The 23,856-nt window shown below is 35.2% G+C and carries 20 protein-coding genes and 1 tRNA gene; 10 read left to right on the top strand and 11 right to left on the bottom strand.

Annotated features, from left to right (window positions below; all coding sequences use genetic code 11):
* Nucleotides 1-37: 37 nt before the first annotated feature.
* The 9 genes from ACGK9U_RS03845 to ACGK9U_RS03805 form a co-directional block, all read right to left on the bottom strand.
* Complete coding sequence (locus ACGK9U_RS03845) at nt 38-787, bottom strand: TIGR04283 family arsenosugar biosynthesis glycosyltransferase (protein WP_394465038.1); 750 nt, start codon at nt 785-787, stop codon at nt 38-40.
* Nucleotides 780-1,481 (bottom strand): DUF547 domain-containing protein, encoded by a 702-nt coding sequence (locus ACGK9U_RS03840; protein WP_394465037.1) that lies wholly within the window; start codon nt 1,479-1,481, stop codon nt 780-782. The genes ACGK9U_RS03845 and ACGK9U_RS03840 overlap by 8 nt, the downstream gene beginning before the upstream one ends.
* Entirely contained in the window at nt 1,478-2,365 is an 888-nt protein-coding gene (locus tag ACGK9U_RS03835) for a sterol desaturase family protein (RefSeq protein ID WP_394465036.1), read from the bottom strand. Before ACGK9U_RS03835 ends, ACGK9U_RS03840 begins: the two co-directional genes overlap by 4 nt.
* A gap of 82 nt (nt 2,366-2,447) precedes the next feature.
* Nucleotides 2,448-3,416, bottom strand: a complete 969-nt coding sequence (arsM, locus tag ACGK9U_RS03830; RefSeq protein ID WP_394465035.1) for an arsenosugar biosynthesis arsenite methyltransferase ArsM — start codon at nt 3,414-3,416, stop codon at nt 2,448-2,450.
* A gap of 281 nt (nt 3,417-3,697) precedes the next feature.
* A complete protein-coding gene (locus ACGK9U_RS03825; protein WP_394465034.1) occupies nt 3,698-4,510 on the bottom strand; it encodes a purine-nucleoside phosphorylase in 813 nt (270 codons plus the stop codon).
* Nucleotides 4,507-5,175 (bottom strand): TIGR04282 family arsenosugar biosynthesis glycosyltransferase, encoded by a 669-nt coding sequence (locus tag ACGK9U_RS03820; RefSeq protein WP_394465033.1) that lies wholly within the window; start codon nt 5,173-5,175, stop codon nt 4,507-4,509. Before ACGK9U_RS03820 ends, ACGK9U_RS03825 begins: the two co-directional genes overlap by 4 nt.
* A 23-nt stretch (nt 5,176-5,198) precedes the next feature.
* Complete coding sequence (gene arsS / locus ACGK9U_RS03815) at nt 5,199-6,251, bottom strand: arsenosugar biosynthesis radical SAM (seleno)protein ArsS (RefSeq protein WP_394465032.1); 1,053 nt, start codon at nt 6,249-6,251, stop codon at nt 5,199-5,201.
* A gap of 95 nt (nt 6,252-6,346) precedes the next feature.
* The gene (locus ACGK9U_RS03810) at nt 6,347-6,682 is read right to left on the bottom strand and encodes an arsenosugar biosynthesis-associated peroxidase-like protein (protein WP_394465031.1); all 336 of its coding nucleotides are present in this window, start codon (nt 6,680-6,682) and stop codon (nt 6,347-6,349) included.
* A 141-nt stretch (nt 6,683-6,823) separates the two neighbouring features.
* Complete coding sequence (locus ACGK9U_RS03805; protein ID WP_394465030.1) at nt 6,824-7,966, bottom strand: acyl-CoA dehydrogenase; 1,143 nt, start codon at nt 7,964-7,966, stop codon at nt 6,824-6,826.
* A 94-nt stretch (nt 7,967-8,060) separates the two neighbouring features.
* Between ACGK9U_RS03805 and ACGK9U_RS03800 the strand changes: the two genes are divergently transcribed.
* The 9 genes from ACGK9U_RS03800 to ACGK9U_RS03760 all read left to right on the top strand — a co-directional run bounded on the left by ACGK9U_RS03800 (nt 8,061) and on the right by ACGK9U_RS03760 (nt 16,322).
* Nucleotides 8,061-9,125: an anhydro-N-acetylmuramic acid kinase gene (locus tag ACGK9U_RS03800; RefSeq protein ID WP_394465029.1), complete on the top strand. Its 1,065-nt coding sequence runs from the start codon at nt 8,061-8,063 to the stop codon at nt 9,123-9,125.
* Between the two features lie 169 nt (nt 9,126-9,294).
* Nucleotides 9,295-10,521, top strand: a complete 1,227-nt coding sequence (locus tag ACGK9U_RS03795) for a Glu/Leu/Phe/Val dehydrogenase dimerization domain-containing protein (RefSeq protein WP_394465028.1) — start codon at nt 9,295-9,297, stop codon at nt 10,519-10,521.
* A gap of 14 nt (nt 10,522-10,535) precedes the next feature.
* Nucleotides 10,536-11,948: a sodium:proton antiporter NhaD gene (gene nhaD / locus ACGK9U_RS03790; protein WP_394465027.1), complete on the top strand. Its 1,413-nt coding sequence runs from the start codon at nt 10,536-10,538 to the stop codon at nt 11,946-11,948.
* Between the two features lie 59 nt (nt 11,949-12,007).
* Nucleotides 12,008-12,712 carry a MotA/TolQ/ExbB proton channel family protein gene (locus tag ACGK9U_RS03785; protein ID WP_394465026.1) on the top strand — a complete coding sequence of 235 codons (705 nt, stop codon included), beginning with the start codon at nt 12,008-12,010 and terminating at the stop codon, nt 12,710-12,712.
* Between the two features lies 1 nt (nt 12,713).
* Complete coding sequence (locus tag ACGK9U_RS03780; RefSeq protein WP_394465025.1) at nt 12,714-13,106, top strand: ExbD/TolR family protein; 393 nt, start codon at nt 12,714-12,716, stop codon at nt 13,104-13,106.
* A gap of 65 nt (nt 13,107-13,171) precedes the next feature.
* Nucleotides 13,172-14,020, top strand: a complete 849-nt coding sequence (locus ACGK9U_RS03775) for an energy transducer TonB (protein WP_394465024.1) — start codon at nt 13,172-13,174, stop codon at nt 14,018-14,020.
* Nucleotides 14,021-14,022: 2 nt separating this feature from the next.
* Entirely contained in the window at nt 14,023-15,240 is a 1,218-nt protein-coding gene (locus tag ACGK9U_RS03770) for a bifunctional folylpolyglutamate synthase/dihydrofolate synthase (protein WP_394465023.1), read from the top strand.
* 63 nt (nt 15,241-15,303) lie between these two features.
* Nucleotides 15,304-15,381, top strand: a tRNA-Val gene (locus ACGK9U_RS03765).
* A gap of 170 nt (nt 15,382-15,551) precedes the next feature.
* The gene (locus tag ACGK9U_RS03760; protein WP_394465022.1) at nt 15,552-16,322 is read left to right on the top strand and encodes a response regulator transcription factor; all 771 of its coding nucleotides are present in this window, start codon (nt 15,552-15,554) and stop codon (nt 16,320-16,322) included.
* 248 nt (nt 16,323-16,570) lie between these two features.
* Here the strand turns inward: ACGK9U_RS03760 and murF are convergent, their stop codons facing one another.
* Together murF and gldJ are read right to left on the bottom strand one after the other, a co-directional pair.
* Nucleotides 16,571-17,848, bottom strand: a complete 1,278-nt coding sequence (gene murF, locus ACGK9U_RS03755; protein ID WP_394465021.1) for a UDP-N-acetylmuramoyl-tripeptide--D-alanyl-D-alanine ligase — start codon at nt 17,846-17,848, stop codon at nt 16,571-16,573.
* Nucleotides 17,849-17,987: 139 nt separating this feature from the next.
* Nucleotides 17,988-19,679, bottom strand: a complete 1,692-nt coding sequence (gene gldJ / locus ACGK9U_RS03750; RefSeq protein WP_394465020.1) for a gliding motility lipoprotein GldJ — start codon at nt 19,677-19,679, stop codon at nt 17,988-17,990.
* Between the two features lie 264 nt (nt 19,680-19,943).
* Here gldJ and porU point away from each other — a divergent pair, with 264 nt between their 5' ends.
* Nucleotides 19,944-23,828, top strand: coding sequence for a type IX secretion system sortase PorU (gene porU / locus ACGK9U_RS03745; RefSeq protein ID WP_394465019.1), 3,885 nt, complete (start codon nt 19,944-19,946; stop codon nt 23,826-23,828).
* Nucleotides 23,829-23,856: the final 28 nt, after the last annotated feature.

Below are 23,856 nucleotides of genomic sequence, written 5' to 3'. Positions count from 1 at the left end.
AAAATTTAAAGAAAGTCTTGAAATTACAAAAAATATCTTAAGATAGATGCTTTATGTAATAAATATATAGTTCTTCGGCTGAAGCACCTAACCACTTTTTTAAATATATGATATAGAAATGGTACTGAACCTTAAAAACACCATGTTTTTGGTATAATCTGGCTGAAGTTTTAAGTTTTTTATTGATAACCACAAATTGCTTTTTTTGGTATAAAGCATTGATGAGCATGTTGTCTTCATATATAATATAGTCCTCGTTAAAACCGCCAATTTCTTGAAACAGATTTTTGGTTATAAACTGACTTTGGTCGCCACCACGGCAAGCACGCCAACTAAATTGCGTGAACCAACCAGCTAATTTTAGCCACCAATGCTTGCTGTTAAATTGCATTCTAAAGCATCCAGCAAGATTGCCTTTTGTAACTTCATCGATAATGAATTGATCGAAATTTTTGGGAGGATAAGAATCGGCATGTAAAAAATACAGAATGTTGCCCGTGGCGTGTTTTGCACCCAAATTCATTTGTTTGGCACGCCCTTTTTTGGAATTTAATACTATTGTTGATGTCTCCTCGAGCGGGGTTGTGAGGTTGTTTGTAGGTCTGGACTGCGCTCGACCAGACAGAAAGTTGGCAATAATGTTTTGGGAACCATCGGTACTACCACCATCAACAACAATAATTTCAGAAATGTTTTTTTCAAGAGAATTTTCTAATAAATAATTCAGCAGAATTTCAATGTTTTTCGCTTCATTGAATATGGGTATTATGATAGAAACTTTATTCATTCAAATCCCAATTATAATCTTTGTAATTTATTTTGGCTTTCTTAGAAATTTTAATGCTTGAATATTTATTTAAGAAATCAATTAAATCACCGTTTTGTTTGAAATCTTTAGCGAACCATTGAAATATTTTAGAAAGTTCCAAAGTGTCTTCTGAAATGGAATTTTTACTAATATCGGTTAAAAAATCTTTGGTTGCTTTAGTAAGTTGTTGTTCTAAACTTTCAGAAGTATAAGCTTCGTTTGATAATTTCGGACAAGAAACCGATGCACAAACAATAGCAAAATGAATGCGTGGTTCGTTCATTTTACGTAAAATTTTGTGTTCTATATCGTTTAAATTATACCATGTTCCGCCCAATTTCCAAAGGCGTTTACCCCAGGGGTCTTTAATGTCTTTAACGCTTTTTATGGGGTAATGGCGTAAAATCAAATCGATGGTTAATGCGTTGTAGGCGTTTATCCAATAGGTTAATTTTTCTTCTTTTGAAGTAGCATCATTAGGTGTGTGCTCACTTAAAGATGTTATGTAATTATTTAAAGCTTTATTATCGGTTTTGAAGGTTTTATAATTTACAAGGCCATCGTTTGAAACATGTTTATTTAAAAGTTTATCCCAAGCATCATGATTGAAATTTTGCGAAGTACCTGAAAAACTTAAAAGCAAAACAATAATAACGTAATAGAATTTTTTCATGATTTTTCGTTAAGTGGGTAAATTTCCTGATTAATAAAATCTTTTGGAAAAGTTTCATCACCTTCAAAACCAAGCTCGATGGCTTTTCCATTATACGGAATATAATCTGTTTTAAAAATATAATCCCAAAGGCTTAAGGTGAGTCCGTAGTTAACACCATACCTTGCGTGATTTGGAAGTTTTTTTGCATGGTGCCAAATATGCATTTTAGGGTTGTTGAACACGTATTTTAAAAAACCATAATCCCAACCTAAATTGGCGTGGTTTAGATGACCAACCGCAATGGTAAAAAAATACACGATAGCCACATCTTGCGCATCAAAACCACCGATTATGGCGATGGGAATGTAGAGTAATGATTTGTAAACCACTGGTTCCATCCAATGGTAACGCAAGTGTGCAGCAAACCCCATTTCTTTTACGGAATGATGTACTTTATGAAAATTCCACAGAAAAGGTATACGGTGTAATAGTCGGTGGGTGTTCCATTGTACAAAATCGGAGACGATAAAGAAAATAAATAAGCCTAACCATTTGGGTAAATCATCAACGTCAAACAATTGAAGTTTTGCAACCGAGAGCCCTATGGTTTTTAAACCATCATCCAATAATTGAGCAGCGGTATTTGATAAAGCCATGAGCACAATTAAATTTAAAAGGAAGAAGTTGAAAAACATGTAAAAGGTGTCTAGCCAAAAATCTTTCCTGAAAATAGATTGGTTTTTTCGCCAAGGGAATATAATTTCCAAAAGCCAAACCACTAAGGAAATAACAATTAGACCATAAAAAAAGTTATCCCAATGGTTGATTGAAATTAACTCGTACTTTAAGTAATTCCAATAACCAGAATATGATTTTTTTATGATGTCTATGTATTTTTCCATGCTGAATTCCTGCGAAGGCAGGAATCTTTTTTAGTTTCCTTTTTTTTAATCTTATTTTTGAGATTCCTGCTTTCGCAGGAACTCAACAACACCCACCACCATCATAATGATAAGTGGATTCGCTAATAAAAATATCATCTCTGTTTAATGATGCTAAGGCGCCTGCGGTTTTGTCGCAAATGGCTAAAGGTTGGTTTTTTAGTAAAACGTGTCCCTTTTTATCATCAAAATAATCGTTTTCGCCATAATATATAGCTGCTTTTCCTGTAAATACGCAAGGGCCATCAGCCGGCATTGGATCTTTTATGGCGGCAACTTCAATAGATTCTATATATATTAATTCGTTGGTTGGATAATTTTTGGGATCTAAGATTCTGTATGGCTTTCTAGCTCGAATTTCAATGGTGCCAAAACCGGCATCGGTAAGTGCTTTTACATAGTCGGCAATAGGTAAACTTCCACTTAAGCACAAAGCACGTAAACGCCCGTCGTTTCTAAGTTCGTCGTTCATTTCTTGCTCGCAGGTGGGGTCGCTCATTACCAGTTTACCATGTGGTTTTAGTACACGGTACATTTCGGCAATGGCTTGTTTTAAATCGTCTGACTTAAAAATATTGAACAGGCAATTTTGCGCTGCTACATCAATACTATTATCTTCAACAGGTAAATTCATAGCGTCTCCTTTTTTAAGATCTATAAAGTCGCTTTTGAACCATGGGTTTTGTGCTTCGGCTTCTATGAAATTTTTACGTGAGGCTTCCAACATTTCATCTACAACATCAACACCAATGACGCCGCTTTTTTGTCGATTGAAATAAGCGAATTGTAATAATTCCATACCACCACCAACACCAACATAAAGCATTTTTGGGTTATTGGTTAAATCGCGGGCATGTACCGTTGAACCACAACCATAATTCATTTCTTGCATTATTTTCGGAATTTTTAATCCTGGTAATTCCCAAATGGGGTTGGTGGTGCAACATAAGCCAACATCGGGGGTTAAGGCTGCTTCTTTGTAAACGTTGTGTGTGGTTTCTAGGTAACTCATATTTTAGACGTCTTAGACTTTTTAGATTTTTAGACTTGTTAGATTATTTGGACAAATTAAATTGTTAGATAGTTTGTTTTTCAGACCTCACAGGTTTTTAAAACCTATGAGGTCTTGTTTTGCGTTAGGGATTAAGGCGGCATCCTTTTGGTTTTCTTTTGATAAGGAAATGACCTTAAAAAGAAAGATTTAATTTTAATTGTGGATTCCTGCTTTCGCAGGAATGACAAAAAACCAAAAGATATAGCCGAAAGCCCGACCCTTGTGGTAACGCCCAAATGCTATAATGTTTTTATCAATTCTTTAAATAATGTAATCATATTTGGTTCGGCTTTATAGGCCATGGCAATAATTTCTTCAATTTTTACAGGTTCTAAGTGATCTGGGTCGCATTCATCTGTTAAAACTGACACGGCTGCCACTTTTAAATTTAGGTGGTTGGCTACAATAATTTCCGGAACCGTACTCATTCCAACAGCATCGGCACCTATAATTTTAAGCATGCGGTATTCGGCGCGGGTTTCCAATTGCGGGCCAACGACACTGGCGTAAACACCTTCGTGCAATGTGATGTTTTTGGTTTTTGCAATGGTCTTGAATTTTGTATTTATTTCAGCATCGTAAGGTGCGCTCATATCGGTAAAACGTTCCCCTAAAAGTTCTACGCCTTTAAAAGCTAATGGCGAACTGCCTTGAAGATTGATGTGGTCTTCAATGAGCATAAGTTCTCCTTTTTTGAAGTTTAAATTGATGGCGCCAGACGCATTGGAAACCAATAGGGTTTTGATGCCCAATTTTTCCATAATGCGCACGGGGTAAGTGACATCTTGCAGGGTGTAGCCCTCGTAAATATGAAAGCGCCCTTGCATAACCACTACTTTTTTGCCTTCTAAAATACCGTATATAAGTTTGCCTTTGTGAAACTCGACCGTGGCTGTTGGAAAGTTAGGGATGTGGTTGTAGCTAACTTCTTTTAGTATGTCAATTTCATTTACTAATTGCCCGAGTCCGGTACCTAAAATAATGCCAATTTCAGGATTTTCGAATCCTTTGTTTTGTAAATAGCTAGCGGTTTCTTCTATATGCTTAATCATTTTTTATAATATTTTTCGAGTTCTTGATAGTGTTCCATATCTTCAAAGGTATCAATATCGTTTAATTCTTCTAATAAGAAAACGTTACTTTTTTGGAGGTCGTTTAAGGTGTCTTTTAATACCGTTGAGGTTCCCCAAGCTTTGTTTTTAAAAAGGGCTTGGTTTATGGATGTCATGCCTAAAAGGTAGTAGCCACCGTCTTTTGCGGGACCTATAACAACGTTGTTTTCGTCTAAAGCTTCAAAAGCCAATTGGATGTGTTTTGGGGTTAAATCGAGCAAATCACTACCAATAATAATAACTTTTTGGAAGCCTAATGAAAAAACATAAGAAAAAGCATTTTGCATTTTTGCTCCTAAATCTTGGCCTTCCTGTAATTTTTTTCTAAAAATGGAAGCATCCCAAAGATCGTTTTTTTGAATGGTTTCAGAATAAAACACATACTTGTCGGCACTGGTGTTTTTTGCAATGTAGGCGGTGTGTTTTAAAAGATGCTTGTAAATTTCTAAAGCAGATTCATTGCCAACAGTTTTGGCAAGTCGGGTTTTGCATTTGCCCAATTCCGGGTTTCTTGTAAAAACGATGATGGCATTTTTAGAAGTAGGGACATAGAAATTTGTAGCCTCTTCTTTGTTTTCACTATTGTTTTTGCTTAAAATTCCCATTTGTATATTTTGAAAATTGAAGCCTAAGCGACACTGCCTTGGCAACTGCTTCCTGCCCCCGCAGTGCAACCATAACAATGTTGAGAAATTACAATGTTTCTACCTTCTAATAAATCTTCATTATAGTCTGAAATGTGTTTGGCCTTGCTGTTTACAGGAAGTTCTAGCATTTGATTAAAATCGCAATCGTACAAAAAGCCATCCCAACTTACCGAAAGGGTATTGGTGCACATCACATTTTTTACTGCAGCAGGATTGTAGGCTTCTACCAAATTGTACATATAGTCTTCGTAATTTTCGGAAGCAATTAAATAATCTAAAAATCGGCTAATTGGTAAATTGGTTATTGCGAATAAATTATGGAATTGTACATTGAATTCTTCCAAAAGACCCTTTTTAAAATCTTTTTCCATAGAAGCTTGATTTCCTGGTAAAAACGCACCAGATGGGTTGTAAACCAAATCCAAGCGCAAGTTTCTTTCTGGCATGCCGTAACCAACAGCGTTAAGCATTTTTAAAGCTTCAATAGAGGCATTGAAAACACCATCGCCCCTTTGTTTGTCTGTTTTGCCTTTGGTCCAGTGAGGCATAGAGCTTACCACGTGTACATTGTGTTTTTTGAAAAATTCGGGTAGATCGTGGTATTTTTTGTTGGCTGTAATGATGGTTAAATTGGAACGGACGATAAAATCCTTAATACCTACTTTGGAAGCTTCTTCAACAAACCAACGAAAATCGGGATTCATTTCGGGCGCGCCTCCTGTTAAATCCAGTGTGTGGGCACCTGTAGTTTTTATAACGTCTAAACATTGTTGCATGGTTTCGCGCGTCATAATTTCTTTTCTGTCTGGACCCGCATCTACATGGCAATGCGAACAAACTTGATTGCACATGTAACCAACATTTATTTGTAAAATTTCAAGTTTTTTGGCTTTTAGGGGAAATTGATTTGTTTCCGATATTTTATCCTTAAAAGTTGGTAATGCGCCTTTTTGGAAAATACCGTTCGATAAAATTTCTAATTGCCGTTTGCTATTAGCTAATTCGCTTTCGCGTTTATGTAGGGATTTAATCATATGTTGATTTTGGAGTTACGAAATACAAATTACAAATTACGAATTTTGATTTTTCTTTCAATTGTAATTAGTAATTCTCAATTTGTAAATCATATTTACATGTCTAACTTATTCACTTTATTCATCATTTGAACACCATGTACTAACGATGCACCGCCACGAATAGCTGCTGCTACATGCAATGCTTCCATCATTTCTTCTTTGGTGACGCCTCGTTGCAAGCCATCGCCTGTGTAAGCATCAATACAATAAGGACATTGAATAGTGTGCGAAACCGCTAAAGCAATTAACGATTTCTCTCTTTCGGTAAGTGCGCCTTCTTCAAAAACCTTTCCGTAGTAGTCAAAAAATTTAGCACCTAATTCTTCATTCCATTCAGAAATTTTTCCAAACTTTTTTAAATCGGCTGGATCGTAATATGTTTTTTGCATAAAGTATTTTTTTCTAAAGATAAAAATCTATTGGTTTTTAAGTCGGAAGCTTATCATATACTTAACAAAAAAAGTTCATTATTTAGTTTTATAAACAATGAACTTTGGGTGTTATTTTGATTTTAAAATTTTAGAAGAATCTTATCGTTTTATCAAACTTCTGGAAATCACAATTTTCTGAATTTCGGAAGTACCTTCGTAAATCTGAGTAATTTTTGCGTCGCGCATCAAACGTTCCACATGGTAATCTTTTACAAACCCGTTGCCACCGTGTATTTGAACCGCTTCAACGGTATGTTCCATAGCTACTTTGGATGCGTATAATTTTGCCACGGCACTCGATACATCGTAATTGTTGCCTTGATCTTTGTCCCAAGCGGCTTTCATTACCAAATGGCGTGCAGCTTCAATTTCGGTGTACATATCGGCCAACTTGAATGCGATGGCTTGGTGGTTGCATATTTCGGTGCCAAAGGCTTTGCGTTCTTTACTATATTTTAAAGCCAATTCGTACGCGCCAGAAGCAATACCTAAAGCTTGTGAAGCAATACCTATACGTCCTCCAGAAAGTGTTTTCATGGCGAAACGGAAACCAGAACCATCATCACCAATACGGTTTTCTTTGGGTACTTTTACATCATTAAATTGCAATGTATGCGTGTCGCTTCCGCGGATGCCTAATTTGTTTTCCTTAGGACCAATATCAAAACCTTTCATGCCTTTTTCAACAATAAAAGCATTAATGCCGTGCGAACCTTTATCTCTATCGGTTTGGGCTATTACTAAATACACATCGGCACGTCCGCCATTCGTAATCCAGTTTTTGGTACCATTTAATAAATAATGGTCGCCTTTATCTATGGCCGATGTTTTTTGGGACGTAGCGTCACTTCCAGCTTCCGGTTCGCTCAAACAGAACGCGCCAACAAACTCGCCCGTAGCCAATTTGGTTAAATATTTTTGCTTTTGTTCTTCGGTTCCAAAAGCTTCCAATCCATAGCAAACCAATGAATTATTAACTGAAACAATAACCGAAGCCGAAGCATCAATTTTTGATAATTCTTCCATAATTAACACATAGGATATAGCATCCATACCACTGCCACCATATTTAGGGTCTACCATAATGCCAAGAAATCCTAAATCGCCCATTTTTTTAACCAATTCTTTGGGGAAATGCTGATTTTCATCACGTTCTATAACGCCAGGAAGTAATTCGGTTTGGGCAAAATCGCGAGCGGCATCGCGTATCATAATGTGTTCTTCAGAAAGGTTAAAATTCATAATTCTCAATTAAGATGGTGATTCATTAAAAAATATGTACAAATATAGCTTTTTAGTGTTAATTATTTAATTTGGATTGTTATTTTTGTTCTATATGATGAAAAGCGAACATAAGGTTATAGGTGTCATGTCTGGAACATCGTTGGATGGGATAGACTTTGTTTATGCGACATTTCAATTTGATGATACATGGCAATTTAAAATAATACATTCTGAAACGATACCCTACAATTCGCAATGGGTAGAAAACTTAAAAGGCTTGGTTTCTTATAATTTTGATGGCCTCAAGGAAATGGATAATAATTATACCAATTTCTTATCCATGCGCATTAAAGCTTTTATGGATAAATATGAAATTGAGGATGTTGATGCTATTTGTTCACATGGACACACAGCCCTACATCAACCAGAAAACGGACTTACTTATCAAATAGGTAACATGCCACATTTGGCGGTTTTGTTGGGAAAAAAAGTTGTTTGCGATTTTAGGGTTCAAGATGTGGAATTGGGTGGTCAAGGTGCGCCATTGGTGCCAATAGGTGATAAGTTGTTGTTTTCTGAATATGACTTTTGTTTGAATTTAGGGGGTTTCGCCAATATTTCTTCCGAAGTTAAATTAGAACGCATTGCTTACGATATTTGTCCTGTAAACATTGTTTTAAATCATTATGTAAAACAATTAGGGTTTGATTACGATAATGAAGGGCAAATTGCTTCAACAGGAATTATAAATGAAACATTGCTTTCTAAACTTAACGATTTGGTATTTTATAAAGCTGCGTACCCCAAGTCGCTAGGTTTGGAGTGGGTAGATAAAAATATTTTTCCTTTAATAAATTCTTTTCAATTAGAAATTAAAGATGTTTTAAAAACATTTGTAGAACATATTGCTGTACAGCTTGCTGCGGAAATAAATAAAAAAAACGATGCTTCTGTTTTGGTAACAGGTGGCGGTGTGTACAACAGGTATTTAATAGACAGGTTGAGGACCTATTCGCAAAACAATATTGTTATTCCTTCTAAATCCATTATAGAATTCAAAGAAGCTTTAATTTTTGCTTTTTTAGGTGTTTTGAAGCTTCGAAATGAGGTGAATTGTTTAAAAAGTGTTACCGGAGCACGTGAAAACCATAGTTCTGGTAAAGTATATCTTCCTTAAAAAATAATGCAAAATTAACCTTGACGGATTTTAGTTTTTTATATTTGTTGTAATAATTAAAAATACTTTCATAAAAATGACTCAATTATAGCTACGCTAGTTAAACAGAAGATAAACTAACGGTAAAATAAATTAGCTTAAAAGAATCATTGATTCATTAACCAAAAACATGAAAGAATTATTAAAGAAGTACGAAGATAAATCTCCTGAAATTGTTTTTAATTGGAAGGATTCCGAAACAGAAGCCGAAGGATGGGTGGTTATAAATTCGTTGCGAGGTGGTGCTGCAGGAGGAGGAACACGTATGCGTAAAGGACTTGATATGAACGAGGTGTTATCCTTAGCTAAAACTATGGAAATTAAATTTACGGTTTCTGGACCTGCCATTGGTGGTGCTAAATCTGGTATAAATTTCGATCCAAAAGACCCGAGAAAAAAAGGTGTTTTGGAACGTTGGTATAAAGTGGTGTCGCCCTTACTTAAAAGTTATTATGGTACTGGTGGCGATTTAAATGTAGATGAAATACATGAAGTGATTCCAATTACCGAAGAGAGTGGGGTTTGGCATCCTCAAGAAGGGGTTTTTAATGGGCATTTTAAACCAACGGAAGCCGATAAAATAAACCGCATTGGGCAATTAAGGCAAGGGGTTGTTAAAGTAATTGAAAACCCAGTTTATTCTCCAAACGTTTCAAGAAAGTATACGGTTGCCAATATGATTACGGGATTTGGTGTTGCTGAAGCCGTTAAGCAATACTATCATATTTACGGTGGTTCTGTAAAAGGTAAACGTGCTGTAATTCAAGGTTTTGGAAATGTTGGGGCTGCGGCTGCATTTTATTTGTCGCAAATGGGTGCAAAAGTGGTTGGAATTATCGATATTGCAGGCGGTTTAATTAATGAGGAAGGTTTTACTTTTGAAGAGATTACAAATCTGTTTTTGGCTAAATCCGGGAATACATTGGTAAGTGAAAATTTAATTCCTTTTGAAGAGATTAATCAAAAAATTTGGACTATTAAAACGGAGATATTTGCACCATGTGCAGCATCGCGTTTAATTACCATCCATCAAATAGATGAAATGATAGATAGCGGTTTGGAAGTCATTTCCTGTGGTGCCAATGTGCCGTTTGCCGATAAAGAAATTTTCTTTGGACCCATTATGGAACATACCGATTACAGGGTGAGCTTAATACCAGATTTTATTTCAAACTGTGGAATGGCGCGCGTATTCGCCTATTTTATGGAACGTCGTGTTCAAATGACAGATGAAGCGATATTTAATGATACATCTAACAAAATTAGAGAAGCAATAGAAAACGTATATAATAAAAACCAATCTAAAACTGGTATTAGTGCAACTGCTTTTGAAATTGCACTAAGCCAACTTATATAATTTTAATTTTTTTTATGGAAGCAGCAATTATTTTAGTATTTGTAATAGGTTATTTAGCCATCACGTTAGAACATAACCTGAAAATTGATAAACTTATTCCGGCATTGGTTATGATGGCCATTTGTTGGGCATTAATAGCTTTAGGTTTGGAATCCTTTCCTAACTGGTTCGATTCGGCAAAACATAGCCTGGTAGAAGGTTATGCAGGATTTGCGCCCGAAGAGAAAATGCATTTAATGGAAGAAACCCTTTTGCATCACCTTGGAAAAACAGCCGAAATTCTGGTATTCCTTTTAGGTGCGATGACCATTGTTGAAATTATAGATTATTTTGATGGTTTTTCAACTATAAAAGACTTTGTGAAAACCAAAAAGAAAACAAAAATTTTGTGGCTTTTTGGGTTTTTAGCGTTCATTTTATCGGCAATTATAGACAACCTTACGGCTACAATTGTGCTTATTTCCATCCTTCAAAAAATAGTAAAGGACAGAGATATTCGTATTTGGTACGCAGGTTTAATTATTATTGCAGCAAATGCTGGAGGTGCTTGGTCGCCAATTGGAGATGTTACAACTACCATGCTTTGGATTGGTAAAAAAGTATCAACAGGACATTTAGTTGGTTATTTATTAGTGCCATCGTTTTTATGTATGGCCGTACCATATTTTATAGCTTCATTTTTGCCGGTTTTCAAAGGCGATTTAGAAATTGAAGAAGTTGAGGAAGAAAAAAAGAAATCTAAATACAGTTCTGTGATGCTTTATTTAGGACTGGGAGCTATTGTTTTTGTTCCAATTTTCAAAATGGTAACGCATTTGCCTCCTTATGTAGGTATGATGTTGTCTCTAGGTGTTGTGGCTGTTTTTGCTGAAATATACAGTTCTTCAAAATTTAGTTTGAGCGATTATAATGATGCCGAAGAAAGTGAAGCACATGCGCACCACAGTCCCGTTCATAGTTCATTATCAAAAATCGAGTTGCCAAGTATATTATTCTTCTTAGGAATTTTAATGGCGGTTGCAGCTTTAGAATCTTTAGGTATTTTGTTTCAGTTTGCAGATTCGTTAAAAGAAAGTATGCCAATGTTGGGTACAGAATTACATTATCCAAATGAAATAGGTAAAGGTGTTTCCGATTTAGTGATGATTCTTTTAGGAGTTGGTTCGGCGGTAATAGATAACGTACCGTTAGTGGCGGCAAGTTTAGGAATGTTCTCTGAACCTATAGACCACGAACTTTGGCATTTCGTAGCCTTTTCTGCAGGTACAGGAGGTAGTATGTTAATTATAGGTTCTGCGGCAGGTGTTGTTGCAATGGGAATGGAGAAAATTGACTTTTTCTGGTACTTAAAAAAGATTTCATGGCTTGCAGCTATTGGATTCCTAGTAGGTTCGGCAGCATTTATGGTTACAAGAACTCTATTTTAAAAAGTTTACATACTTAAACACAAAAAGAATCGTTATACTGTTCAAGAAATATATTTTTTATGTTGAATACATTATTACAAAGTACACAAGAAGGTACAGAGTTGCTAACGGATGTTGAGCAACCTGTAGAAAAAACGCTTTCCATAATAGAATTAATCAGTAGTGGTGGTGTTGCTGGACAAGTTATTATCGCTTTGCTTTTTCTTATGCTGGTTGGTGCCATTTATATTTATTTTGAACGTTTGTTCGCTATAAAAGCAGCATCAAAAATTGATGGAAATTTCATGAATCAAATTAAAGACCACGTATCGCATGGTAAAATCGATTCTGCTCAAATACTTTGTGCTCAGGTAAATTCACCAGTATCTAGATTAATTGGAAAAGGTATATCTAGAATAGGAAAACCTTTGGCAGATATTAATACCGCTATTGAAAATGCCGGTAGATTGGAGGTTTACGGGTTAGAGAAAAACGTAAGTATGTTGGCTACTATTTCTGGAGCAGGACCTATGATTGGGTTTCTTGGTACTGTGATAGGGATGATATTAGCCATATTTGAACTTGCAAATGCAGGAGGCACCATTCAAATGGATGTGTTGGCTAGCGGGCTTTATACAGCAATGACAACTACGGTTGCTGGTTTAATTGTGGGGATTGTTGCTTTTATGGCATATAATCATTTGGTAGTGAAAACCGATAAAGTAGTGTATCAAATGGAAGCAAACTCATTGGAGTTTCTAGATCATTTAAACGAACCATCATAGTATGAACATTAGAGGGAGAAATAAAGTATCACCAGAATTCAATATGTCATCCATGACAGATATTGTTTTTCTGTTACTAATATTTTTTATGATAGCTTCTACATTGGTTTCTACAAGTGCTATTGACATCTTATTGCCTAAGGCTAGCGGAAAAACCGAGAACAAAAAGTCTATAGCTGTTAGTATAAAAGCAGACTTAACGTATTATATCGACCAAAGACGCATAGGCGAAAGTGTTTTGGAAAGCGAATTATTAGCAGCATTGGCTTCAGAAGAAAAACCAACCATTGTTTTAAGAGCCGAAAAATCGGTGCCTGTTGAAAACGTAGTAAAGGTTATGGACATCGCCAATAGAAATAAGTTTAAAGTTATTTTAGCGGTAAAGCCTAATTAATGTCGCTTTCGCGGAAAACGGCACGATTTTAGTTTGTGCTAATCAAAGAAATCATCAATCCAAAAATGAAGTATTTCGAAACCAAACATGAAAGAGATTCAGCAAAATTAACAGCGTTAATTTCTGTTATTATATTACTGTTATTGTTTGTAGTTGGTACCAAATATATGGATCCGCCAGAGGAATACGGCATGGAAGTAAATTTTGGCACAAGTGATTTTGGTTCGGGTGAAGTTCAACCTCTAAAACCCATAAAATCGGAGCCTGTAAACATCAATAAACCTACAGAAGTGGAACCGGTTAAATCAGAGCCAACTAAAGCCGCTGAAACGAAAGAAGAAGTGTTAACAGCTGATAATGCTGAAGAAATAGCCATAAAAAAGCAAAAAGAAGCCGAAAATAAAGCCAAAGCTATTGCAGATGCGAAAGCTAAAGCAGAAGCAGAAAGACTTGTTAAAGAAAAGCGTGAGCTTGAAGAAAAAAAGAAGAAACTAGACGCCTTGATTGGAGGTGTTAGCAAATCGGAAGGTACAGCTTCTGGAGGGGAAGGCGATGATAATAAAGCCGGTGATAAAGGCCAATTAGATGGAGATCCATACGCACCAAGTTATTTTGGCTCTGGTGGAGCAGGAAGCGGTGGTGTAGGTTATGGATTAAATGGTCGAGGAAGTGCATCATACCAAACACTTAAACAAGATTGCAACGAGTCTGGGATGGTGATTGTGAGGATTGTTGTAAATAGAAATGGTAATGTTATTGAAGCTGAACCAGGTGTGCGAGGAACAACTAATACGGCAGCCTGTTTGTTAGAGCCTGCAAAAAAAATAGCATTATCGCACAAATGGCGACCGGACCCTAACGCGCCTACAAAACAAATAGGTTTTGTGAAAGTAAACTTCAAATTGGGGCAATAAACATGACGTATCAAGATACATTAAATTGGATGTTTTCTCAACTGCCAATGTATCAAAGACAGGGTCAATCGGCATTCAGAAAAGATTTATCCAATACCATGAAACTAATCGAAAGATTAAATCATCCAGAAAACAATTTTAAAAGCATCCATGTTGCTGGTACTAATGGAAAAGGTTCCACAAGCCACATGCTGGCATCTATTTTACAAGAAGCAGGTTATAAAGTAGGCTTGTATACGTCACCTCATTTAAAAGACTTTAGAGAGCGTATAAAAATTAACGGTAAAGTTGTTAGTAAACAGTTTGTAACTGGCTTTATAAAACAACACAGGGCATTTTTTGAAGAAAACTCATTGTCTTTTTTTGAAATGACTGTAGGAATGGCGTTCGAATATTTTTCAAAGCAACAGGTTGATATTGCAGTTGTTGAAGTTGGAATGGGCGGCAGGTTGGATTCTACAAATATTATAACACCGGAAGTTTCCGTTATAACCAATATAGGTTTGGATCATACACAGTTTCTCGGCACCACGTTAGAAGCGATTGCTTTTGAAAAAGGCGGCATCATAAAACCGAATGTTCCAATAGTTGTTGGTGAAACCCAAAAAGAAACGGCTCCTGTTTTTATGGAGTTGGCAGAAAAAAATAATTCTAAAATTGTATTTGCAGATAATGAAGTTACTGAAGCTTTTGTTTCAGATTTAACCGGAATTTATCAATCTAAAAATATTGTTACCGTTGTAAATGCAATAAATGAGCTTCAACAAAAAGGTTTTAATATAACCCATCAAAACATAAAAAAAGGGTTGTTGCGTGTTGTGAAAAATACGGGGCTGATGGGGCGTTGGCAAACATTACAACTCAATCCTAAAGTGGTTTGCGATACAGGTCATAACAGAGATGGGTTGAATTATGTTATGAAACAGCTATCAAATGAAGTGTTTGATACGTTACATATCGTTTTTGGAGTTGTAAATGATAAAGATTTGTCCTCTATCATTGATTTATTGCCAAAAAATGCCATTTATTATTTCTGTAAACCAGATATTCCTCGAGGACTAGATGCTAAGGATCTAAAAAAATCTTTAGGGGCTCACGGCTTAAAAGGAGAAGCGTATAATTCTGTTAATGAAGCATATAAAATAGCCTTGGATAGCGCTTCAACAACCGATTTTATTTTTATTGGAGGCAGTACATTTGTGGTGGCCGAAATAATTTAAATTTTTTATTAAAAAAGTTTTTGCAGATTCAAAATCTAGCTTATATTTGCACACCGATAACAAGGGCGACTAGCTCAGTTGGTTCAGAGCACTTGGTTTACACCCAAGGGGTCAGGGGTTCGAATCCCTTGTCGCCCACCAGACCCAAAGCAGAATGCTTTGGGTTTTTTGTTTTTAATCATTTTTCATCAAAAAAAACCTGCTACCACACATAGAATTTGTTATTTATCGATTTTTTTGGATGTTTATTGCTTTTATTGCTTTTATGTAGGTGAATCTTTCTATTTTTTTTCTTGCAAAATTCGTTTAGAATGATATTCAGTGATATAAAGCATACTTATAAGGATATTTTTTCATCTTACGATCATCCTTCATTAGAAAAGCATATAGAAAAGATAGTTGAGCTAGATGCTTATTGGCCTTACAGTTCAACATTTTTTTGTGTAACTAATACTCAAGATTTAGCTTTTGAGTATATAAGTAAAAATATGACTTCTTGTTTAGGTATTGATAAAATGCAGATGCAATTAGCTGGCATGCGCTATTTTTGGAGTAGAATACATCCAGACGATATTGAACCTTGGTTAAAAGCATTGAATAAACTTATGGAGTTTACATTAAATGAAATTCCTGAAAAGAAGCGGAAGCGTATGAGTTACACTTGGAATTTCAGATTTAAAAATGCTGATGAGCACTATGTTAACATCATTCAAAATACAACACCGTTAGAGTTGGACGTTAATATGAAACCTATAATTGGGTTGGCGCATTACACGGTGATGGATCCTAAAATTAAACTCGATATTACAGCCACGGCAAAATTGTTGAATGAAAATGATGAGTACGAAACCAAATATTTCAATAATTTTTCTAAGAAGTTACTATCGGATGTAGTAAGCAACAGGGAGCGCGATGTGATAAGGCTTCTGGTTTTAAACTATTCAAGTAAAGCTATAGCTAAAAAATTGAACATAAGCCATAATACTGTTGATACTCATAGGCGAAATATTCTAAAAAAGTTCAATCTATCTTCAACAGGGGAACTTATCGGGATATTAAAGATGAATAATGCTATTATTTAGATCTAATTATTTTCTTATATGATTACAAAAATACGATTTTTATAGGTTAACTACTGCGCTTTGTCGAAATTATACCTGAAATACTCAAATTGAGTATTGCGTCCCCTTTATTTAATCCCGAAATTTGTTTTGCTATTAATTAGTTCTTAGGGAGAATTATAAAAAAAAAGCACCTATTGTTTTAATTTTTAAATTAATAACAAATTAGGTGCTTTTTTGTGGTATCCATTAATTAGTAGATTTGTTTTTTAAATCAAATCCAAAATTCGTTCCATAGCCATGCCCCGTGAACCTTTAATGAGTAAAGTGCTGTTTGCTATATTTGAAGTGTCGAATTTATTCTTAAAATCATCAAAGCATTTAAAAGTGCATACTTTGTCTGAGTTGCTGGTTGTTTTTTTAAAATTTTCACCAATTAATACAGCTTTCAAATTTAAGGTTTCTATTAGATTAACAATGTTTTGATGTTCTTGCTCTGCATCTCTGCCCAATTCAAACATGTCGCCTAAAAAGGCCATTTTATTAGCGTCGTTTAGCTTTTCGAAATTTAATAAAGCGGCATGCATACTCGTTGGGTTAGCATTGTAGGCGTCTAAAATAATTTTGTTTGTACCCTTTGTTAAAACTTGTGAACGATTATTGGTTGAAATATAGTTTTCAACACCTGCTTTTATAAGGTTGTCTTCTACTTTAAAATAATTAGCAATAGTTATAGCAGCAGCAATATTATAAAAGTTGTATTCGCCTATTAAATGACTTTGAATGCTTAAACCATGATAGCTAACGCTTACATTTGGCTGAGCTTCAATAAAATTTACTTGAGCATCAAAATTAGCGTCTTTGCCAAAAATAATTGTATTGGCTTGTTTCGTTTTTTCAATTTGTATGGCATCACTTCCATTAACAAAAATGGTTTTGTTATTAGAAATTAAATAATCATACATTTCGCTTTTGCCTTTAATAACACCTTCAATACTCCCGAATCCTTCTAAATGTGCCTTTCCAAAGTTTGTTATATACCCATAATCTGGTTTTGCAATGTTGCACAAAAATTCAATTTCCTTTAAGTGGTTTGCACCCATTTCTACAATGCCTATTTCAGTGTTTTTAGTCATTGAAAGTAAAGTTAAAGGCACGCCTATATGGTTGTTTAAATTACCAATAGTAGCAGTTGTTGTATATTTTTGGGATAGGGTGGCGTTAATGAGTTCTTTGGTAGTTGTTTTGCCATTGCTGCCTGTAAGTGCTATGATAGGAATATTTAAAAATATTCGATGAAATGATGCTAACTCCTGAAGCGTTTCAAGGACATTGGTTACTAAAATAGTTTGCGATGATGTGTTGAATTCATCTTCATCAACAATACAGTATTTTGCGCCGCTTTCTATAGCTTTTTCAGCATAGGTGTTGCCATTAAAATTATCGCCTTTTAGAGCGAAAAACATATCGTTGGATTTTATTTTTCTAGTATCGGTACATGCACTTTGGCATTCTAAGAAAAGTTTATGGAGTTGTTCTATTTTCAAAGTTGAATATTTTGATATAAAGGTGAAAATTTTGGTTTATTTGTATTTAGATGAAATAACCTCAAATCTTTTCAGAATTAAATGTATAAAAAAAGTCCTAACATTTGCTAGGACTTTTTTAATTATTTCTAAGAAGTTATTAGTTCTTCTTTTTATGTTTTTCTTTAGATTTTGAACCTACACGAGACATAGCACATCTAAATCCAATATAATCGGTAGCCATATCTTGCGGGAAATAACGTCTTTGAGCTGGGTCTAACCAGTACTCTCTGTCTTTCCAAGAACCACCTTTATAAACTCTAACTTCATCATTAATTAAAGAAGTTCTATTATTTGATTTGTCGTATTCTCTAACGATGTTTCCAGCTGAATCTCTGGTAACGATGTTTTTTGGAGAGTTGTACATTTTTCTTGTTTCGTCTTTCTTGCCATTAGCTTCGTCTTCTTCATTAAAGCTTTCAAAATTACGAGAAGAACGTCTGTCGCCATCTCTAAAGTTTATTACGTTACTCTTATCAAAGTTGGTACGTAAATAAGTTTCGTTTTCATCTACAGGAACTTGTAAAATTTCTCCAGGTAAATTTCTGGCAACTAACTTTCCATTAGATAAGGTGTCATAAACAATATCATCTACGGTTACAACTTTTACTGAACCATCTTCATTTATAGCATTTTTAGTGTAAACGTTACCACGGTAGTAGTTAAAATCGTTGAATTCGTCATCAATAATTGGTCTGTAAACATCAGCAACCCATTCAGCGACATTGCCAGCCATATCATATAAACCAAAATCGTTAGGCGCATAAGATTTAACAGCGTTAGTAATGTCGGCTCCATCATCAGACCATCCTGCAATTCCGCCGTAATCACCTTTGCCTTGTTTGAAGTTGGCTAATTGGTCGCCTCGGTATTTACGAGAACCATTTCGTGTATATTGTCCATCCCAAGGGTATTTTTTACGACCACGGTATAAATTGTAGCTTCTAATTTCGCTTAATCCTAAAGCGGCATATTCCCATTCTGTTTCGGTTGGGAGCCTATACTTAGGTGTAATAAGACCAGTTTCTCTAGTTGCGTAAATATTACTTTCATTGCCATCTGCATCGGTTCTAACAAATCTTCTGTTGCGTCCTTCTGCATTGATGATTTCTTCGTTACCACCATAAGTTAAAGTAGGGGCATTAATATAGGTGTCTGTATTGAAAGTAGATTCAGCATTAACATCAGCAACTTTAGCATCACGTTTTAGGTAACCCGCTTTTTCTAAATTGTATTCGTTAACACGGTCTGATCTCCAATTAGCAAATTCTACAGCTTGAATCCAGCTTACACCAACAACTGGGTATTCGCCATAACCGGGGTGACGTAAATAGTTTTCTGTCATCACCTCATTGTAACCCAATCGGTTTCTCCAAACAAGTGTGTCTGGTAAAGCGCCATGGTAAATAGCTCTGAAATTTTCATCCGATGGCGGGTAAACACGCTTAATCCAATCTAAATACTCCATGTACATAGCGTTGGTTACCTCTGTTTCATCCATGTAAAATGATTGAACGTGTTGTTGATTTGGAGTGTTGTTCCAATCGTGCATCACATCGTCCTGAACGCGACCTTTTGTAAAAGTTCCACCTTCAACAAATACCAATCCTGGAGAAGTTTCTTGTTCTTTAAAGTCGGTATTGTACTGGAAACCACCTTCTCGGGAGTTAATATCCCATCCGGTAGCTCTTGAACTGTTCTTTGAACTCGAAGATTTTTTACAACCAGTTGCAGCTATAGTTAACGCTAAAACTAATAAAACCTTGAATGCTACTACTTTTTTCATATCCATACGTTTAAGTAAGCTAATAATATTTTTGGTGGTGCAATATAAGAATTAAACCGAACATTGCAAGCTATTTTTTGCATTTTATCTAAAAAAAAGTGTATTTCACCCTATTTTTTAGTCATTACAACGATGTTTTTGCTGTTTTTCACCGTTCATTTGAGTTATATTAACGCATGATTTACTCATTTATTATTGTATTTTTGTCTCAGTTTTTAATTTTGTTATTTTTTTAATAATAACACGACTCTAATAACGTTATTTTAAGCAATGAAAGAGAAAATTTTATTTTTGCTATGTATTAGTTGTTCCGTTATATTTGCGCAACAACAAAAATTTACCATTAATTGGGGGGCTTCCCAAAAAATTTCTGGGGGTACTTATACGTTAGAAATTCCGTCGTTCAATAAAGAAAACTTTAGTTTTGGTTTTGATGAAGGTTTGCAATTTGTTGCACAATGGGCTACTTCAAATTCTGTAAATGAATCTTCGGTGTCTGTTAGTAATGTTTCTTATACTTCAATTTCTAAAAATGAATTAAAAGATTTAGATATTAATACTATTCCAACAGAATTAACTTTTAGTTTGAAAAATTCAATAGCTAGAGATAAGCAATTTGCTGTTTTTCAATTGTCTCCCATTATAAAGGAAGGGAATGGTAGTTTTAAAAAAATAACGTCGTTTCTACTTAATTATACTGTAGGCGGAAGTGCCAATAGAATTTCGTCGTTTAATAAAACAAGCCAAACCAATGCTATTACAAATTCGGTTTTAAATACGGGTGAATGGTACAGGTTTTACGTAGATACCACAGGGGTTTTTAAACTATCGAAAAGCTTTTTACAACGATTAGGTGTTAACGTGAATGATGTTGACCCAAGAACCATAAAATTATATGGAAATGGTGGTAGAATGATTCCAAATTCAAATGCCGTTCCATATCCATTTGATGTTGAAGAAAATGCCATAAAGTTTGTAGGCGAAACCGACGGTGCTTTTAATAATGAAGATTACATATTGTTTTATGCACAGGGTCCCAGAGAATATAATGTGGAAAGTAACACCAATGTTAACTGTTTTACCGATAAAACATATTATTATATTAATGTAAGTTCGGGTCTAGGCAAGCGTATTCAACCATTTGCCCAACCAAGTGGCCCTGTGGATTTAGTAATTAATACTTATGAAGATTACAAGTTTCATGAGGTTGATGATTATAATATTGCCTTTTTAGGAAGACGTTGGTTTGGTAACCGGTTTGATGTTAATACCAACAAAACTTTTACGTTCGATTTTCCAGATTTGGTAACCACTACACCTGTAAGGTTAAAGGTATACGTAGCCGCAGCTTCATCAACAGCAACATCCATGCAGTTAATGGTAAACGGTGCATCTACAGCTACCTTGTTCATTGCTGGTGCTTCAGGCCCCAGTTTAGCCAATGAGGCTGTTTATAATAACACGGTTAATGTAACCAGCCCGAAAATAACAGTTGGTTTAAATTATAATAAGCAAGGAAACCCAAGTGCATTGGGTTATTTAGATTATATTTCTATTGAAGCCACTCGTGCATTGAATTTCAACAATAAACAATTTCAATTTAAAAATAGCGCAGTATCATCCGCTTCTGGAATTGGACAATATACTATAGCAAATGCATCGCAACTTTCAGAAGTTTGGGATGTGACCGATATTTATAATGTATCAAGTGTGTTAAACACAAATGCGGCATCAACTTTAAGTTTTACTGCAGCTATGGGCGTTTTAAAAACCTATGTAGCCGTAGCACCTCAAGATTATTTTGAGCCAAAATTCGATTCTAAAACGACTATAAACAATCAAAATATTAAGGGAACGGTGTTTTTAAATAATGAAGGCGTGTTTCAAGACGTTGATTATATTATTGTTGCCCCTGAAAGTATGCTTGCCCAAGCAGAACGATTGGCTCAAATAAATAGAGACCAAAATAGCTTAAATGTGAAGGTTTATAGTTTGACCAATATTTACAATGAATTTAGTACGGGTAACCAAGATGTTGGGGCTATAAGAAATTTAGTAAAATATGTTTATGATAATGCCAGTGCTCCTGAAAAGCGAATAAAATACCTGTGTTTGTTTGGTGATGGTTCTTTCGATTATAAAAACAGAGTGCCTAATAATACCAACATTGTTCCATCATGGCATTCGTACAGCAGTTTTAATTTAACCAATTCGTTTGTATCCGATGATTTTTTTGGTATGATGGACGCCAACGAAGGGACTATGGTAACAAGTGATAAGCTAGACGTAGCTGTAGGAAGGGTTTTGGCAGATACACCGCAACGCGCTAAAGAATTGGTAGATAAGGTAGAACAATATTACTCCAAAGAATCTTTTGGTAGCTGGCGAAATAATTTTGTAGTAGTTTCAGATGATGTTGATCAAGATTGGGAGGGTATTTTGCAAGAAACCACCGATAATGTTGGTAATTTGGTTACGCAGAATAAGCCATTTATGAATGTGATTAAAATCCATTCGGACGCTTATAAACAAGAAACCTCTGCTGGAGGTAATAGGTACCCACAAGTAAATACGGAGTTGGTGAATGCTATTGACAAAGGGGCGTTGGTAATCAATTATTTTGGACATGGGGGAGAAGATGGATTAGCCCAAGAGCGTATTTTGTTAAAACCAGATATTGAAGGGTTTCGAAATTTCAATAAATTTAATTGTTTTGTTACGGTGACTTGTGAATTTACAAAGTTCGATAACCCCTATCGAGAAACGGCTGGTGAGTTTGTCTATTGGAATAAACAAGCAGGTGCTATTGGTTTAATCACTACAACAAGACAGATTTTTGTGAGTTTTGCTATTTCGTTTAATAATTTGTTGGGACAATACCTGTTTTCATATAGTAATGATGACACGTATGGCGATTACGAGTATCCCTCTATGGCCGAAGCATTAAGGTTAACAAAAAACAATTCTTCTATATCGGGGCAAAGTCAAAATAGACTCATCTTTTTTATAGGCGATCCCGCAATGAAGCTGGCATTTCCTAAGCCTAATGTTCAACTTTCAAAAATTAACGACGTACCCATCGGGCAATCTATCGATACGCTGAAAGCTTTAAGTTATGTAAAACTTGCTGGCGAAGTAACCGATTTGTCTGGAAATTTGCTTTCAAATTACAACGGAACACTTTCGGTGACTATCTATGATAAAGATATCGACCGGCAAACTTTGGCCAACGATGGCACAAGGTTAAATGATCAATTAGTGAAACTAGACTTTAAAACCCTAGGAGAAATTATTTTTAGAGGACAAGCATCAGTAAAAAGTGGTCTGTTTGAATTCGATTTTGTAGTGCCAAAAGATATTAGCATTCCTGTAGGTTTTGGTAAAGTAAGCTTTTATTCAAAAAACGATGTATTGTTAGAAGATCAATCTGGAGCAAGTGTGAATACTGTTAAAATTGGCGGATTAAATAACAATGCAGAAGAAGACAATATAGGACCCGTTATTGCGCTGTATATGAACGATGAAAACTTTGTCTCTGGTGGTATTACTAATGAATCGCCAACATTACTAGCAAAATTGGAAGATGCAAACGGTATCAATACCGCAAGTGGTATTGGTCATGATATTGTAGCTATAATTGATGGAGACGAAACGAACCCAATCATTTTAAACGATTATTATCAAACCGAAGTAGATGATTATAAAAAAGGTGTTGTAAGTTTTCCGTTTAGAGACTTAGAACCTGGTTTGCATACATTAACCCTAAAGGCTTGGGATGTATATAATAATTCGTCAATAGCTGAAATTCAATTTATAGTATACGATAAAGACGAAGTTCTAAAAATAAATAATGTGCTTAATTATCCAAATCCGTTTGTAAATTATACCGAATTTTGGTTCAATCACAATAGTTCGGCACCTTTAAACGTTTCTATACAGATATTCACCGTTTCAGGTAAATTGGTTAGAACCTTAAATGGGCAAACATCTGGAGGTGCTATAACCAATAGTTCGCTGTCTAGAGATATTGTTTGGGATGGTCGAGACGATTTTGGCGATAGAATAGGTAAAGGTGTTTATATTTATAAACTAACGGTACAATCCGACCTCCTGAATAAAAAAGTAGAAAAAATAGAGAAACTTGTTATACTCTAATAAAGATTTATATTTGTCAAATAAAAAT

Origin of the sequence: Mariniflexile sp. HNIBRBA6329 (assembly GCF_043558645.1) — a bacterium.
Taxonomy (GTDB): Bacteria; Bacteroidota; Bacteroidia; order Flavobacteriales; family Flavobacteriaceae; genus Mariniflexile.
Note: the sequence above shows the minus strand (reverse complement) of the source record. Positions and strands in the feature narration are given on the sequence as shown.

Excerpts from the sequence above, each read along its gene's own strand:
- ACGK9U_RS03785 (WP_394465026.1), top strand. The coding sequence starts at position 12,008 with ATGTTGAATACATTATTACAAAGTACACAAGAAGGTACAGAGTTGCTA.
- ACGK9U_RS03840 (WP_394465037.1), bottom strand. The coding sequence starts at position 1,481 with ATGAAAAAATTCTATTACGTTATTATTGTTTTGCTTTTAAGTTTTTCA.
- ACGK9U_RS03780 (WP_394465025.1), top strand. The coding sequence starts at position 12,714 with ATGAACATTAGAGGGAGAAATAAAGTATCACCAGAATTCAATATGTCA.
- ACGK9U_RS03760 (WP_394465022.1), top strand. The coding sequence starts at position 15,552 with ATGATATTCAGTGATATAAAGCATACTTATAAGGATATTTTTTCATCT.
- ACGK9U_RS03810 (WP_394465031.1), bottom strand. The coding sequence starts at position 6,682 with ATGCAAAAAACATATTACGATCCAGCCGATTTAAAAAAGTTTGGAAAA.
- ACGK9U_RS03805 (WP_394465030.1), bottom strand. The coding sequence starts at position 7,966 with ATGAATTTTAACCTTTCTGAAGAACACATTATGATACGCGATGCCGCT.
- ACGK9U_RS03775 (WP_394465024.1), top strand. The coding sequence starts at position 13,172 with ATGAAGTATTTCGAAACCAAACATGAAAGAGATTCAGCAAAATTAACA.
- porU (WP_394465019.1), top strand. The coding sequence starts at position 19,944 with ATGAAAGAGAAAATTTTATTTTTGCTATGTATTAGTTGTTCCGTTATA.
- arsS (WP_394465032.1), bottom strand. The coding sequence starts at position 6,251 with ATGATTAAATCCCTACATAAACGCGAAAGCGAATTAGCTAATAGCAAA.
- ACGK9U_RS03770 (WP_394465023.1), top strand. The coding sequence starts at position 14,023 with ATGACGTATCAAGATACATTAAATTGGATGTTTTCTCAACTGCCAATG.
- arsM (WP_394465035.1), bottom strand. The coding sequence starts at position 3,416 with ATGAGTTACCTAGAAACCACACACAACGTTTACAAAGAAGCAGCCTTA.
- ACGK9U_RS03820 (WP_394465033.1), bottom strand. The coding sequence starts at position 5,175 with ATGGGAATTTTAAGCAAAAACAATAGTGAAAACAAAGAAGAGGCTACA.
- ACGK9U_RS03800 (WP_394465029.1), top strand. The coding sequence starts at position 8,061 with ATGATGAAAAGCGAACATAAGGTTATAGGTGTCATGTCTGGAACATCG.
- ACGK9U_RS03845 (WP_394465038.1), bottom strand. The coding sequence starts at position 787 with ATGAATAAAGTTTCTATCATAATACCCATATTCAATGAAGCGAAAAAC.
- ACGK9U_RS03795 (WP_394465028.1), top strand. The coding sequence starts at position 9,295 with ATGAAAGAATTATTAAAGAAGTACGAAGATAAATCTCCTGAAATTGTT.
- nhaD (WP_394465027.1), top strand. The coding sequence starts at position 10,536 with ATGGAAGCAGCAATTATTTTAGTATTTGTAATAGGTTATTTAGCCATC.
- ACGK9U_RS03835 (WP_394465036.1), bottom strand. The coding sequence starts at position 2,365 with ATGGAAAAATACATAGACATCATAAAAAAATCATATTCTGGTTATTGG.
- gldJ (WP_394465020.1), bottom strand. The coding sequence starts at position 19,679 with ATGGATATGAAAAAAGTAGTAGCATTCAAGGTTTTATTAGTTTTAGCG.
- ACGK9U_RS03825 (WP_394465034.1), bottom strand. The coding sequence starts at position 4,510 with ATGATTAAGCATATAGAAGAAACCGCTAGCTATTTACAAAACAAAGGA.